The organism is ANME-2 cluster archaeon, from assembly GCA_014237145.1.
In the GTDB taxonomy this organism is placed as follows: domain Archaea; phylum Halobacteriota; class Methanosarcinia; order Methanosarcinales; family Methanocomedenaceae; genus Methanocomedens_A.
In genome coordinates this window covers 15,449-29,356 of record JAAXOC010000088.1, presented here as the reverse complement: position 1 = coordinate 29,356, position 13,908 = coordinate 15,449, and the positions used below count along the sequence as shown (strand labels likewise).

The following is a 13,908-nucleotide window of genomic DNA, read 5'->3' as shown; positions in this document are numbered from 1 at the left end:
ATCAAAAAACATGATTTTTAATCTACTTGTGAACTAAAAACTTAAATATTTAACCCACATAATAGACAATTATGCAAAAAAATCAAATTCTCGAAATCCTTTTAGACTGGAATTTTTGGGCTAAAGAAGTGAATACAGGGATAACAAGAGAAGAATACCTGAACACTCTCATAAGCCTTATTACAAAAACGAACCAGATAATCTGTATCGCAGGAATCAGGCGAAGCGGGAAGTCAACTCTTATAAAGCAGATCGCCAGACAACTGATCGACCAGCAAAATGCTGACACCCTTATAGTGAACTTCGAGGATGAACGGTTCCTGCAAAGAGATCTTAAATTGCTGATAGATACTTACAATACGTACCTTGAAAAAGTAAAACCAAAAGGCAAACCCTTCATATTTCTTGATGAGATACAGAACATTCCAGGATGGGAACGGTTTGCAAGAGGAGTACATGAGCGGACAGGGACGAAGATAATCGTATCAGGTTCATCATCAAAATTGCTCAGTGCAGAACTCGCTACACTGCTGACCGGCAGGCACATTATGTTTTTTATATATCCCCTCTCTTTCAAAGAGTTTCTGAAATTTAAAAATATACCAATAGCAAACGAAATTGAAATCCTGACAAATCGAACCACAATAATGCAAATGCTTGATGAGTACAAGGAATATGGCGGCTTTCCGGAAGTCGTACAGTCCCACGATAAGCAGAGAATCCTTTTGAGTTACTTTGAAACAATGATCGTTAGAGATGTTATAGAGAGGTTCAACATACGTGAAAGGGAAAAAATAAGAACGATCGCAAAATTCTACCTCACAAACATCTCATCCCCTATCAGTTTCAATAAAATCTCCGGCTTTCTCAATATACCGCTCACAACTGTGGAACGGTTCTCAGGTCACCTCGAAACTGCAAATGTTGTGTTTTTCCTTAAGAAATTCTCTTTTTCATTTAAAGAACAGGAAAAGGCCCAAAGGAAAATATATTCGGCAGACGTTGGTCTATCAAATACTATTGGCTTTAGGTTCTCGGAAAATCTCGGTAAGATCATGGAGAACATCGCAGCAGTAGAATTGAAAAGAAGACAATCGTTCGATCCGCAGATCGAGATATATTACTGGAAGGATTACCAGCAAAGAGAAGTTGATTTTGTTGTGAAAAAAGGCTTAGATGTGGTACAGTTGATCCAGATATGTCACGACATCACCAGTATAGGGACAAAAGAAAGAGAGACCAAATCATTGATACGGGCTATGAAAGAGTTTAAATTGACGGAAGGACTCATAATCACAGACGATTTTGAAAGTGAAGAAGAGATCAAGGGATTTAAGATAAAGTATGTTCCTATGTGGAAGTGGTTGTTGCTTGATCGAATGGTCTGAACGAGACCTTCAACTTAACGTTCTTTTTGACGCAAGATTCATTCACCCAGACATCCAAGTTCGATCATGATTAAAGGCTTCTACTTTGTTTGTTCTGAATCGGACAAATGCTACTATCTACCAGTGCAGTACACAGTTCAATTTTATGATATAAGTAAACCTTTGGAAGAGTGGGAAATTTTAGACTGCCATTGATACCCTCTCCTCTGCAGCTCTGAAGGATATCTTGTTGATATATGATATTGGAATATGTAAATTTGCAACTACAAACCCTTCTTCAGGGCCCAGTAAATATTGAGACTTTTTATTATTTAGCATGAAAGTACCCTTGGGTTCTTTCATTTTTTGAGCATGTCATTCGAAGAATTTCATGTACGTTTTCTAGTGTCAAGTCAACATCAAAGTGTCAGATTATGAAGGGAATAGGGCACAATTCTAAAATCAAATTATTTCAATAATAATATTAGACGCAGATTTACACTGATACATTCACTTCCGCGGGAAGTGAATGCCTGCTACGCCTTAAGGGCGTGCAGGTTACGCAGATGCAACCTTAAATCTGCGTAAATCAGTGTAAATCTGCGTCTTAAAAATAACTGGGAAATGGAACAGTGTCAGATAATATATCTAGTGATATTGTATGGTTGACTTGACACTAGGACGATTCAAAAAACCGCAGAGAGCGCAGAGACACGCAGAGAAAAACAACACATCTCTGCGCCTCTCTGCGTCCACTGCGGTGAATTTTATTCGCCACGATCCATTTATCCAGAAAAAATTAAAAAGTCACTAAATATTATACCCAGTACTGCCTGAAAGTTACCCAGACCTCTGGCAGATGTTCCTGTAACAGCTCGTTTGAAGTACAGTATTCGTCCAGCTTTTTTCTTTTATCGAGTGATCTTGTTAGCGGTCTTGCAAGCAACCTGTTAATCTTTATCTCATACTGCCCGAGCACTGCCATATCGTCGTTTTCAAGTGCGTTGATTATTGTTTTGCCTGCTATCCCGCCTGCCAGCAGTGCATTATTGATGCCCGCACCTGTGATCGGGTCTGCCATGCCTGCACTGTCACCCACAAGCAGGATATTCCCGTAGCATAACTTTTTACGAAGTCCACTTACTGGCAAACCGCCTGTTATGTATTCTGTCTTTTCACCATTAAGCCGCTTGGCAATAATGGACTCACTGATAAATGCATCCAGGTATTCGCGCGCAGACCTTGTGCCCGCTTCTGTTACCCCCAGACCCACTTTGGCCGAATTTTCACCTGTGGGATAGATCCATACATATCCGCCTGGCGCATAATCGGCATCAAATAATATCTTGCAGGTATCTGGTAACACCTCAATTCCCCTGAGGTGATACTGGGCGCAAAATGCAACTCTCTGCTTATCCGCTCCCATAAGTGATGCAGTCTTTGAAAAAACACCATCCGCACCAACGATAATTTTCCCGCAAGCCTCACCACCGTCGTACCTGACACCCCGGGGTATCAGGTCGACCAGGGGAGAGCCCCATTTAATGTGTGCACCCAGTTCTTTTGTTCTCACTGCCAGTGCCATATCAAAGGACGGCCTGTCAACCACAAAACCGTTCAGCTGGAAATCGTGATAGGATAGATCCGGAAAATAGGTGCGCATTTTCCTTATTTTTGACTGGATGATACAGTTATCAGGCAGTTCAAAGTTGATGGTATTGCTGATGTATCCTGCACATGGTGACCTGCATGTTGTGTTTTTTTCCACCACCAGTACACGGTATCCGGCCTGTGCCACTACTGAAGCGGTCATCAACCCGCCAGGACCGGCGCCAGCTACTACTAGATCATAGTTCATAGCAATACATCGTGAGATATGGTATTTAATGTTTTGAATTCTGATTGCTGCGCCATTGTAAACTGTTGTGATTATTTCACATGATTTTTCTTTCTTCTTATGATTGATTAACGTATAGGAAAGTATAAACACATTTGTGTATCCTGCTGCTGAAATTAGAGATATGATGTATCCACTTCAAATCTAAGGGTAATTTAAAAATTATTAGACAGGATTTACAAAATTTACAGGATGATGCGAGCCACTTTCATATCTTGTCAATCCAGTTAATCCTGTCCATTAATTCAGGCAAAAAAAATCGCCAGGCGATGTAGTCACTGCCCCAGCTTATGATTCAGGCACCCCCATGGTCCTGACCCCATGGCCGGGACGCGGGGGGTTGGTGTGCCTGCTCGCTGTCCGGGCGGCGGGTGGGGATGCTTCGTGGGTGGTTATTGCTTGTAAAACCGGGATTGAAAATCTAACCTAAAAGTTTTTAATCAATCGATTCCAACATATTAATATGAAAGATGCCATGGAATATTTCAGAACACATCTTATGGACATGGTCGCTGAATATGAAGGTGAATATGTCGCTATCATAGAAGATGATATCATAGCTCATGGTATTGATGCTAAAAAGGTCTACAACGAAGCAAAGACCAAATTCCCGAAAATGGTTGTTTTCTTAGGCCAGGTCCCAAGAAAAGAGGCCATGATCCTTTGAAAAAATGTTTTAAATTCGCAAAGTAAAATTCTTCAAGTCTGGGGGTTGTTTATAGGCCGATCGTAAAAGTTGGACTTATTGATGCCAATGGAGATCTTTTTGAACTTAGTATGCTGGTGGATTCGGGTGCTGATATTTCTATTTTTTCTAAGAGGATTGGCGACATTATGTGGGTGGATGTGGAACAGGGTGATGAGAAGATATTCCGGGGAATTGTGGGTGAATTGATTGCATACGTCCACAGTATCCAAATGTTAATCAACGGAAGAAAGGTTGAAACAAGAGTTGCTTTTGCCATATCAGAGGTCCCTAATTTATTGGGCAGGTTAGATGTTTTTGATGTTTTCGAGATATGTTTTACAAAAGGAGAGGACTTCTGTTTTAGTGATTAGGATTGTTTTGGTGATTTTTTCCACCTTTTAAACAGCCTGGTCACTTGCACGGTCCTGACCCTGTGGCTGGGACGCGAGGGTGTTTGGTGTGCTTGCTCACAGTCCGGGCGGCGGGTGGAGGGCGGTGCATGATGCAGGCGGCGGCTCGGGTGTTTGGTATGGAGCCAGGCGGTGCGGTCACTGGCCCAGCTTGTGATTCAGACACCCCCAAGGTACTTACCCTATGGCTGGAAGGCGGGGGTGTTTGGTGTGCCTGTTCGCTGTCCGGACGGCGGGTGATGACTTCGATGGTGAGCATGAAGGGTATATTGAAGTGTGGGGCTTGATAAGGGTTTGGCGGGGGGCGGGAGGTTAAGTAAATGAAATATGTTTCAGTTGGTGCTTCAATCAGCAAGAGCGTAAATACTTTGTTCCGGCCCAAAATATGAGTCATATACGTGCTGATATACTAAATCACACTTATTTTGAAATAAATCTGGAGTATAAATTCGAGGCAGAAGATCTAAAGTCTCTTCAATAGATACAAGGACCGCAGCCCGGGATTGCTGCCTTTTACGCCAATCCAGCACAAACATCTCCTCTTTAAGAGTTTCCAAAAGCTTCTGTGCGACCCTTTTAACCTGTAATTCCTCTTTCTTGCCCAAAGTCATTTCTGGCCTGGTCAATAGATCAAATATTGCGAGTTCCTCTTCGCTAAGTTTTTCAACAATTCCCCGTTTTTCTTCTGCATTTAGTTCTTGTGCAAAAGCCATTAGTTTAGTGAAAAAAAACTCCACATTATGTGAGCCTGAATTATACTCATCAATCATTTCCTGGAACTTCTCCAGATAATCCATCCGACTTTTATTTAAACGAACCAATTGTGCCAATTTATTTTCAATTGAAGCTCTTAATTTTTCTGTTTCGATCCGTTTATGGCCTTTTTTAAAAGCTTCCTTTAATGCTTCAAAATTAACCTGGCTCAAATCAAGGTATTTGCTTACATCAGATTGTTCAGATGGATCTTGGATGATATATCCTTCTGTAGCAATTGACTGATCTAATAATTCCTCAACTTCACCCATAATATCTGAAATATCTGCTTTTGGTGCCAGGGAACGAATTTTTGCAGCTATTATAGTGATGAGTTTTTGGCTGGGTCCAAACTCATTTGCGGCCGGGTCTGGGAGAATCGCTCTGTATATTTTAGCTACGTTCACTGACAGTGACAGGTATTTTTTCTTCGAATCATCATTAATTAAAATTGCTTCAACAGCATTATCAAGCAATTTCACCCTTTTAAAACCATCAACAGCTTGAATTTGAGTCAGGTTTATACCCCGTTTTTTACAAAATATTATGGTTTCATCGATCGCCTGTTTAAGGTACTTAACAAGCTCACTTTTATCCATTACCGGAGTTTCACCCTCTTTGATTTTTCCACTTGCTGCTGATCCATAGATTGCCAAAGCTTTTTCCAAGTTCCGGAATACTCCGATATAATCCACTATCAGACCATTTAATTTGTCTCCAAAAACACGGTTCGCCCTGGCAATGGTTTGCATTAATGTATGGTTGCGCATGGGTTTGTCGAGATAGATGGTGGAACAGGAAGGGACATCAAAACCGGTCATCCACATAGCACAGACAAATACAATGCGCAAGGGATTATCCGGGTCCTTGAACTTTTTATCCAGGTCTTCATTTACCAGCCGCCTTCTATGTGGGGCAATATCCAATCCTTTTTCTTTGAAGGTTTCAATTTCATTCTGTTCCTGGGAGACCACCACTGCCATGTCGGTCTCTTTCATGAATTTGATTCTGGCCATGTGTTCATTTCTTTCACTTTCGTACGAGGGGACTGGCCTAGACTCAAGTTCGTTGAGATATTTTTGCCAGTACTCCTGCACTTTATCATACATCTTTACCGCAGTGGCTTTATCTATGGAAATGACCATTGCCTTGCCAGTAGTCCCACGGCCCATGAAATGTGCAACAATATCTTCTGCGATCTTCTCAAGCCGGTCGTTCCTGGTGATTAAATGGTATTCCCTGGCAAATTCCCGAGCAACTTTATTTTCCTGTTCTTCATCCAATTCTGCTTCTTCTATCAAGCATTCCAGATCTTTATTGAGGTCTTTATTGGTAAGCTGGAGTTCAGGAATGCGGTTTTCATAATACAGCGGTACTGTAGCCCCGTCCTCTACCGATTGTTTGAAATCATAGATGCTGATATAATCCCCGAAAACTTCTTTTGTTTTTTCTTCCCCAACGATAAGAGGTGTACCGGTAAAGGCTATAAAAGCTGCTTTGGGAAGGGCATTACGCATATTGGTGGCAAGTATATCGTACTGGCTGCGGTGTGCTTCGTCAGTGATTACAATAATATCATCCCGATCTGAGATTTCGGGGTAGGTTTCATCTTTATCAGTTCGAAATTTCTGGATCAATGTGAAAATGAACCGGTGGTCTTCACTCAGAAGCTGCTGCAGGTGTTTGCCACTTGTGGCCTGTATGTGTTCTTCTGTAACAATTCCCGTATTGGCAAAATTTTTATAGATCTGGTCGTCCAGTTCCTGTCTGTCGGTTATGATAACAAAAGTGTAGTTTCCGGGAATTTTGCGCAGTATCTTCTGGGAAAAGAAGATCATTGAATAACTCTTCCCACTTCCTTGTGTATGCCAGAAAACTCCCAGTTTCCCCTGATTCTCTTTAATCTGTAATAGCGCTTCAGTGGCATTATTTACACCCAGGTATTGATGGTTCTTTGCAACGAATTTTGCGAGACCGCCACTGACCTCACTGAAAATGGTGAAGTTCTCTATCATATCCAGCAGGCGGGAAGGTTCACAGGTTCCGCGGATCATGGTATCCAGTGAAATGATACCCTCTTCCCCTTCGCTGTTAATCTTTTTCCATTCTGCAAAGTGCTCCCACGCAGCAGTCATACTGCCGATCTTGCTGAAACTGCCATTTGAGAGTAAGATAATTGCATTATACCAGAAGATCTTGGGGATGGTTGATTTATAATCGCGCAGATTATCCTGATAAGCACGTTCCAGTCGCTTGTGGGATGCTTTAAGTTCAATGAAAACGAGGGGTAGTCCATTGACAAAACCCACAAGATCAGCCCGGCGCTTATACATATCACCTGACACCCAGAACTGTGAGGCAAGGAAGAAGTTATTATTTGAAGGATATTTCCAGTCAATGACCTGAACAGTTTCTACAATTTCCTTATTCTCAGTATCCTGAAATAAGACTTTGACTCCATTTTTTAATAATTGGTATATTTCGCGGTTGGCATTGGCAGGGCTCATAATGCTTCTATCGCGTACCAGTTTTTCAATAGCCAGCTCAATGGCTTCTTTTGGGAGAGCAGGATTTAATCCTTCCAATGCCGAACGTAATCGGGGTAACAGCACTACTTCGCTGGATGTCTCGCGACCATGTGTGCTATTTTCACCGAACTTTTCATAGAAACAGTTTTCTGTTTCCCACCCTAATCCGGCAAATAGAGCAATAGCGGGTTGTTCAACAAGATTGTCTTCTGAATAGTCATTTACCATTTTTCAATTTATCCTTCAATTTTAGACTATTTATTTTCAGATTCACGTCTTTTAAGTTCGTCAGCAATTTTTTGAGCTACAGTCCTGCGGGACATCCTACATACATATACTAACACTATTGTTATTTTTATATATATATCCACTTTATTGAATTGTCCTTAGTCTAACAAATCAGGATCTACAATCCATCCCTCAAGAGGATCACAATCTGCTGGAATCCCATATCCTTGATCTCGCTGTTCATAAGCCCACCCAGTTTGAACAGCACAAAGTAAAGCATCCAGATTATCGCCAGTGGGATCTTCAATGAGAGTTGCCCTCAATTTCTCACTCAATTCGATATCGAATCCATAGTAGTCTCGAAGTTTCCCTGAGCATAGCCCGCGCACAATTTCAGTACGAGCGGTCTTCTGCTCATCTGATTGCTTCTTTTTGGTATCATTTTTATATCCGCGCTTGCCGATCCACTTCATGGCGACAAGTTTTGGATAGGCTTCTACCACAATACTGTTCCCATTTGTGGGACGGCTTGGAAGTATGCTTACTCTGGACTTTAGAAGTCGAGGTGCTCCCTGATAGAACATTTTTCCAACCGGAGTACCGTATAATGTCATCGGGCTGCAAGATTTCGCTTTTTTGTCGGTTACTCGGAAATGGTGTTTATCTCCCTTTGGACGAGAATGACAATATTCTGTCAGCAGATCCTCAAATGCTTGTTTATCCATTTTGGCTATGATCTCAACATAGCCTTCCCATGAAAGAGGTAATTCCAAATTGATGATCAGCTTTCTCGGCAAGCTGAAAGGAAAGTCAATCCCCAATATCCAATCTCCTTCAATATCGAGGAAATCTTCAAACTGTTTAAAATATTCAAGATGTCTTAAGTTATTAACTCTTAGAATGCCGTTTTCAAGTATGCATTCTGTATAGGTGATAGGCTTCTTCCGGCGTGGAGCACTGGTAAAGTCCATACCATATATTTTCATGTTTCTCTCCCAACAGTCTCTAACTTCGCGGTTGGCATTGGCAGTAATCGGGGCAATAGCACTACTTCGCTGGATGTCTCGCGACCAAGTGTACTATTTTCACCGAACTTTTCATCAAAGCAATTGGAAGTTTCCCACCCTAATCCGGCAAATAGAGCAATAGCAGGCTGCTCAACCAATGCATCTTCTGAGAATAGACTGCTCATCTTACCTCCCTATTCGTTCGCTTTGCCGGGCGCGGCAGCGCAGTTCTTCCCGGACCGCCAGGGGGAGCGGTGTTTGTTCCACCACGGTCCGGTCAGCTTCGATCTGCATGAGGGCGGCGGCTGTGGCAGGGGTTATCGTGTAGGTGGGGAGCCAGATTGTCATTTTTAAGACACAAATTAAAGTGTCAAGTCACCACTGCGGCCTGTGCACCCTTTAGCGACACATTCAATTCACTCATTTGCACAACCGTTGATGCATCCAGAATTTCTATCTCAAGTATCTTCTTGTCTTTCGAGTAATGCGCGATAATCCCCTCAGCAAGGTCAACAGAATCCACTGGTTTACCTTCTCTGAGTCGTATTATCAATGCATCTGCATCAGGGGAGTATTTTATCTGCAAAGTTTCTACCTCCTTTAAAGTATCTTTTCGCTGTTGGATAATATTCCGTTACAAGAACTGGTAAATTAAGATCATATTCATAGACTGCTCAAATTATATGTCCATTATATCTTTTATGAGCAATAAATCTGTTATTATGACCGGTCACAACTTCTTCCGGAAATAGCAAAGTCTCAAGAACATGTTCAGGTTTTAAATCCCATATAGTTATGCGGTCTAATGAGTGCCATGTAAGCCGAAGTTCAACTATTTTGGCTGCAACCTCGATCTTATAAAGCCTGCCTTTTGTTTTGTCTTCAGTTCCAATGATTTTGATTTTCATGCTCCTCCATTATTCGGCATCTGCACATCGATATTCTCCACGTCCACCTTGCCTGATATGAGCTTCGGCAGCAGCAGGTTGCGGGTGCGGCGGAGGTTGGTGTTTTTTCTCTGAAGATTTAGGATTTTATCAACTAATGGTTCTACTATTCTTTGAAAATCATCACGGATATTTTGTGATGGTAGAATTATATCAATAGTTTTAAAAACTGTTTTGCTTATTTCTTTAAATGTAGCTCCTGATGCCATATTTAGAAAAGTGCTTGTATTTTCAAGAAGCCAATAATATATGTAATAAATAGGGACTCTCTCATTTGGTAAGCATGTAATAAATCCTTGATTTGTACATGCAGGTGTTGTATTAATTGCAACAATTCCGAGGGTGGCTCGGCTTGTCATCATAATGGAATAAGGAGGAAATAACTTTGCTGAGCTTTTTTTAAGTCCAAGTTCTGTGATTTTGTTTGATGATTGTTCCATAAACATTGTATTAGATGATGTGAGGTCAGATGGTGTATACCACACAATCTCTCCATTTTCCCAATATTCATCAACTTTCTTGGAAGGTGTGCCTCCACCCAAAATTTCAAATGTTTCTTTTACTTTATTAACTTCCCACCCCTCCGGTACCATCCCCAGCTCCGACTCCACCATCTTCACTCTTTCATGCCCCGGAAACCTGAACTTCACAAACCACTCGCGGTAGAGCGTCTGCACCATCTCTTCCAGAATCTTTATGCGCCGCGTGTTGTTCTCGATGAGGTCGTCGTAGGCGGAGAGGATAGCGGCGATTTTGTGCTGGGTTTCGAGGTTAGTGTGATACTTAATAGGATGATTTCTTAAAAAATCAAGACTAACAAATGGTTGTGCTGAGCCCGTTCTACAATTTTTTATTTCATTTTGAAATTTTGAGCTGATGACATAGTAAAATAAATATCGATTGTCGATTTTAGATGGGTTTGGTTTAAAAAGTGCAACGTTCTTAATACTAAATTCTTTATTAGTTTTGATAAAAGCTGTCTCTCCAAGAGATGCACCGATATGAGCGAATAATATATCACCTTTTTCAGGATTGGATCGCGCAATTACTTTTAGATGGTCTTCATAACTAATGTATTCACAATTTTCAAAATCAATAATACCACCGACAATTTCTTTAGCTTTTATAAGTGGAACACCATTTTTCAAAGTTTTCGGTGTATCATGTGTACCATCTGTAACCAAATAACAAACATCTCTTAAGGCGGAATTTTGCATTTTTGAATGAATTGGAACTGCATCTTCAGAAACCATGCAATTTTTACGGTAATTCGTTCCAATGGTTCGCAAGGATTTATTCACCATCACTCCACCCCCTCCAACAACTTAGCAATCTGCTCAGGTGCAGGAAGTTCCCCTTCCAGTTCCTTTGGCAGAGTAGAAACCATCCGATAAGCACCCACACCAATAGGCTTATTCGACTCCCTCAGCGCATACTCAACAATGGTTTTATCCCTGGATTTGCACAGGATAATACCAATAGAGGGCATTTCATCCTCCATCCTAACAGTATCATCCAGCGCAGCCAGGTAAAACTGCATCTTACCCACATACTCAGGGATAAACTCCCCAATCTTCAGTTCAAGTGCTATCAGGCACTTCAGATGACGATGATACAGCAAAAGGTCAATGAAATATTCCTTATCGCTGACCTCCAGCCGGTACTGGCTGCCAATAAAAGAAAACACCCCGCCCATCTCGTGCAGGAAAGGCTCGATCTTAGAAAGAATCGCCTGCTCTAACTGGCGCTCGCTGTGTTCATCACCAAGTTCCAGAAAATCAAATGTGTACTCATCCTTAACTGCAAGTTTAGCCTGGGTGCTTATTTCAACAGGTAAGGTTCGTTCAAAATTATTCTGGTTGAGCAGGGTTTTTTCATAGGTCTGGTTCTCAATCTTGTGTATCAAAACGTTCTTGGTCCACCCGAATTTCCGGGTCATGCGGATATAGAATTCGCGCTCCAGATAGTCCTTACATTTCGTCAGAATTATATGATTATGAGTCCACCCAATTTCTCTCACCAATGGTGAGAGTTTTTCATTTCGGGAATATGCCTGGTAAAATTGTTTCATCTTCCAGAGATTCTGTGATGAAAAGCCTCCAATCCCCGGAAATTCGTTTTGCAGATCTTCAGCAAGCCTTTTAACTACAGACTTTCCCCATGTCTCCCCTTCCTGTCTCTCTACAATCACCTTTCCAATGTCCCAGTATAGCGAAATTAGTTCCTTATTGACTGCCTTTAGGGCTTCATATTGGGCAGAGCGAATACGCTGTTTTATCTCAGCAAGAAGTACCACATATTCATCAGAAACAAGTTCGCTCATCAATTATCTCCTTCCAATAGCTGCGCAACATTCTCAGCAATCCTATCTTCCAGATCCCTCGCCTCAACGTTCAGCACCTCAAGCTCCTCATTCAGTTCCTCCAGCCGCTCGAAAAAATTAAAATCATCCTCCTCACGCTCAGCCACACCCACATACCGCCCGGGATTCAAACTCCATCCCTGTGTCTCGATGTCTGAAAGTGCAGCTACTCTGCACAGACCTGGAATATCTTGGTAACTATTTCCTCCGAATTGCTCCTGCCACTGTAATCTAAGCTCTTCAGCAATGGAAAGCCGTTCTAAGATCTCCCTCTTTTTTTGTTCATCTGATGTTTCGTAATTTCTCAAATAATCGATAGCTGAATCAATATGATGGATAAAATCTTCTACTTTTTCACCGCGGTAAAGCCGGACTATATATGCCAGATACTGAATTTGCTCAGGAGTAAATTCACGATGGGCACGATCAACCTGTTTGAAGATATGCCGTGCGTCAAGGAACAGCACCGTATCCTGCCTGTCAGTATCCTTTTTTCCCTTGTCAAAGAACCAGAGGGTACATGGCAGCGTGACAGTACTGAAGAAATTGGAGCCCACTGCTACCATCACATCCACCTCGCCCGCTTTAATGATCTTCTTCCTGATCTCCAGTTCAGTCCCCCTGGCATCACTGGCAGAGTTTGCCATCACAAAACCAGCCCGACCTCCTTGATTTAATGCACTGTAGAATATCTGGATCCAGATATAATTGCCATTATCAGGTGTAGGCATACCAAATGGGAAACGGGGGTCATCCTTTATCCGCTCCTTATCAATTTTATTAACATTAAAAGGAGGATTGGACATCACGAAATCGAACTTTTCCACAGTGTTGTGGATATCCTCATAATATGAGTTCCCCTCACGAATATCACCTGAAAGGCCGTGAACAGCCAGGTTCATCTTGCAGAGCCGGACGGTCTCTGCTGTTTTTTCCTCACCATAAATACTGATCTCAGAGTTTGGGTTTGCCTTGTGTTTTTCCACAAAGCGGGCACTTTGGACGAACATACCGCCTGAACCACAGGCAGGGTCAAAGATACGACCGTGGAAGGGTTCTATGACCTCAACTATAAGTTTCACAATAGAAGTTGGAGTAAAGAACTCACCGCCTTTCTGGCCCTCACTCATGGCAAATTTGCCTAAGAAATATTCGTATATCTTGCCAAAAACATCACCTTCAATGTCCATAACTATTGAGTTGAAGGTCTTCAATAACGTGAATAATGTTTTATGCCAAAAATGGTTGTAGGTCTTGGGTAGTATGCCCCTTAGTTCCTCATTATCAGCTTCGATAGCACGCATGGCATCGTTGATGACTTTACCGATATCTTCACCTTCAGGCAGATTTAGTAAAGTCGAGAACCGGGCAGCTTCCGGGAGATATAGGACACCTCGGGCCTGGTAATCGGCTTTACCGATTGTGCGGCGGCCGGTGCTCTTGCCTTCTAATTCCTGCCTGGCTATAGTGAATTTATGATCGGCGTAGCGAAGAAAGATCAGGCCCAATACAGGTGTTGAATATTCGGATGATTTTAGTTTGGAATTGGCGCGGAGCTCGTCTGCAGCTTCCCATAAGCGTTTTTCAATTTCGTTATTATTGCTTACTATATGCACACCTCAACTAAAAATGATATTGATTTCATTTATACATATAACTTAATGTAATTATATAATAAGTATGCGGTTTTATTAAAGTTATAATTTTGATTAAACCTATAA

Annotated in this window: 15 protein-coding genes; 5 read left to right on the top strand and 10 right to left on the bottom strand. The window is 41.8% G+C overall.

From position 1 onward, the window contains the following. Window positions 1-71: 71 nt before the first annotated feature. Window positions 72-1,388 carry an ATP-binding protein gene (locus HF974_11220; GenBank protein MBC2698877.1) on the top strand — a complete coding sequence of 439 codons (1,317 nt, stop codon included), beginning with the start codon at window positions 72-74 and terminating at the stop codon, window positions 1,386-1,388. A 180-nt stretch (window positions 1,389-1,568) separates the two neighbouring features. Here HF974_11220 and HF974_11215 read toward each other — a convergent pair whose 3' ends face one another. Next, window positions 1,569-1,730: a hypothetical protein gene (locus HF974_11215; GenBank protein ID MBC2698876.1), complete on the bottom strand. Its 162-nt coding sequence runs from the start codon at window positions 1,728-1,730 to the stop codon at window positions 1,569-1,571. A 454-nt stretch (window positions 1,731-2,184) separates the two neighbouring features. Then, the gene (locus HF974_11210) at window positions 2,185-3,225 is read right to left on the bottom strand and encodes an NAD(P)/FAD-dependent oxidoreductase (GenBank protein ID MBC2698875.1); all 1,041 of its coding nucleotides are present in this window, start codon (window positions 3,223-3,225) and stop codon (window positions 2,185-2,187) included. 502 nt (window positions 3,226-3,727) lie between these two features. On the opposite strand from HF974_11210, the gene HF974_11205 reads away from it, so the two are divergent. The 3 genes from HF974_11205 to HF974_11195 all read left to right on the top strand — a co-directional run bounded on the left by HF974_11205 (window position 3,728) and on the right by HF974_11195 (window position 4,649). After that, the gene (locus HF974_11205; protein ID MBC2698874.1) at window positions 3,728-3,931 is read left to right on the top strand and encodes a hypothetical protein; all 204 of its coding nucleotides are present in this window, start codon (window positions 3,728-3,730) and stop codon (window positions 3,929-3,931) included. A gap of 38 nt (window positions 3,932-3,969) precedes the next feature. After that, window positions 3,970-4,323, top strand: coding sequence for a hypothetical protein (locus HF974_11200; protein MBC2698873.1), 354 nt, complete (start codon window positions 3,970-3,972; stop codon window positions 4,321-4,323). An 86-nt stretch (window positions 4,324-4,409) separates the two neighbouring features. Continuing rightward, on the top strand, window positions 4,410-4,649 hold the full coding sequence (locus HF974_11195) for a hypothetical protein (protein MBC2698872.1): 240 nt from the start codon (window positions 4,410-4,412) through the stop codon (window positions 4,647-4,649). A gap of 57 nt (window positions 4,650-4,706) precedes the next feature. Here HF974_11195 and HF974_11190 read toward each other — a convergent pair whose 3' ends face one another. From HF974_11190 to HF974_11180, 3 genes are all read right to left on the bottom strand, one after another. Continuing rightward, a complete protein-coding gene (locus tag HF974_11190) occupies window positions 4,707-7,871 on the bottom strand; it encodes a type I restriction endonuclease subunit R (GenBank protein ID MBC2698871.1) in 3,165 nt (1,054 codons plus the stop codon). 158 nt (window positions 7,872-8,029) lie between these two features. Continuing rightward, complete coding sequence (locus HF974_11185) at window positions 8,030-8,857, bottom strand: DUF429 domain-containing protein (protein MBC2698870.1); 828 nt, start codon at window positions 8,855-8,857, stop codon at window positions 8,030-8,032. After that, complete coding sequence (locus HF974_11180) at window positions 8,854-9,063, bottom strand: hypothetical protein (protein ID MBC2698869.1); 210 nt, start codon at window positions 9,061-9,063, stop codon at window positions 8,854-8,856. Before HF974_11180 ends, HF974_11185 begins: the two co-directional genes overlap by 4 nt. Window positions 9,064-9,085: 22 nt before the next feature. Between HF974_11180 and HF974_11175 the strand changes: the two genes are divergently transcribed. Next, window positions 9,086-9,232 (top strand): hypothetical protein, encoded by a 147-nt coding sequence (locus HF974_11175; protein ID MBC2698868.1) that lies wholly within the window; start codon window positions 9,086-9,088, stop codon window positions 9,230-9,232. Between the two features lie 16 nt (window positions 9,233-9,248). On the opposite strand, the gene HF974_11170 is transcribed toward HF974_11175, so the two are convergent. From HF974_11170 to HF974_11150, 5 genes are all read right to left on the bottom strand, one after another. Next, window positions 9,249-9,464, bottom strand: a complete 216-nt coding sequence (locus HF974_11170; GenBank protein MBC2698867.1) for a DUF2283 domain-containing protein — start codon at window positions 9,462-9,464, stop codon at window positions 9,249-9,251. Window positions 9,465-9,552: 88 nt separating this feature from the next. Further along, window positions 9,553-9,786, bottom strand: coding sequence for a hypothetical protein (locus tag HF974_11165; protein MBC2698866.1), 234 nt, complete (start codon window positions 9,784-9,786; stop codon window positions 9,553-9,555). Continuing rightward, the gene (locus HF974_11160) at window positions 9,783-11,132 is read right to left on the bottom strand and encodes a restriction endonuclease subunit S (GenBank protein ID MBC2698865.1); all 1,350 of its coding nucleotides are present in this window, start codon (window positions 11,130-11,132) and stop codon (window positions 9,783-9,785) included. The genes HF974_11165 and HF974_11160 overlap by 4 nt, the downstream gene beginning before the upstream one ends. Continuing rightward, the gene (locus HF974_11155) at window positions 11,129-12,148 is read right to left on the bottom strand and encodes a DUF1016 domain-containing protein (protein MBC2698864.1); all 1,020 of its coding nucleotides are present in this window, start codon (window positions 12,146-12,148) and stop codon (window positions 11,129-11,131) included. The genes HF974_11160 and HF974_11155 overlap by 4 nt, the downstream gene beginning before the upstream one ends. After that, on the bottom strand, window positions 12,148-13,797 hold the full coding sequence (locus HF974_11150) for an SAM-dependent DNA methyltransferase (protein MBC2698863.1): 1,650 nt from the start codon (window positions 13,795-13,797) through the stop codon (window positions 12,148-12,150). Before HF974_11150 ends, HF974_11155 begins: the two co-directional genes overlap by 1 nt. Window positions 13,798-13,908 lie beyond the last annotated feature (111 nt).

Coding starts and splice junctions, on each gene's coding strand:
- HF974_11220 (MBC2698877.1), top strand. CDS start 72: ATGCAAAAAAATCAAATTCTCGAAATCCTTTTAGACTGGAATTTTTGG.
- HF974_11215 (MBC2698876.1), bottom strand. CDS start 1,730: ATGAAAGAACCCAAGGGTACTTTCATGCTAAATAATAAAAAGTCTCAA.
- HF974_11210 (MBC2698875.1), bottom strand. CDS start 3,225: ATGAACTATGATCTAGTAGTAGCTGGCGCCGGTCCTGGCGGGTTGATG.
- HF974_11205 (MBC2698874.1), top strand. CDS start 3,728: ATGAAAGATGCCATGGAATATTTCAGAACACATCTTATGGACATGGTC.
- HF974_11190 (MBC2698871.1), bottom strand. CDS start 7,871: ATGGTAAATGACTATTCAGAAGACAATCTTGTTGAACAACCCGCTATT.
- HF974_11185 (MBC2698870.1), bottom strand. CDS start 8,857: ATGAAAATATATGGTATGGACTTTACCAGTGCTCCACGCCGGAAGAAG.
- HF974_11180 (MBC2698869.1), bottom strand. CDS start 9,063: ATGAGCAGTCTATTCTCAGAAGATGCATTGGTTGAGCAGCCTGCTATT.
- HF974_11165 (MBC2698866.1), bottom strand. CDS start 9,786: ATGAAAATCAAAATCATTGGAACTGAAGACAAAACAAAAGGCAGGCTT.
- HF974_11155 (MBC2698864.1), bottom strand. CDS start 12,148: ATGAGCGAACTTGTTTCTGATGAATATGTGGTACTTCTTGCTGAGATA.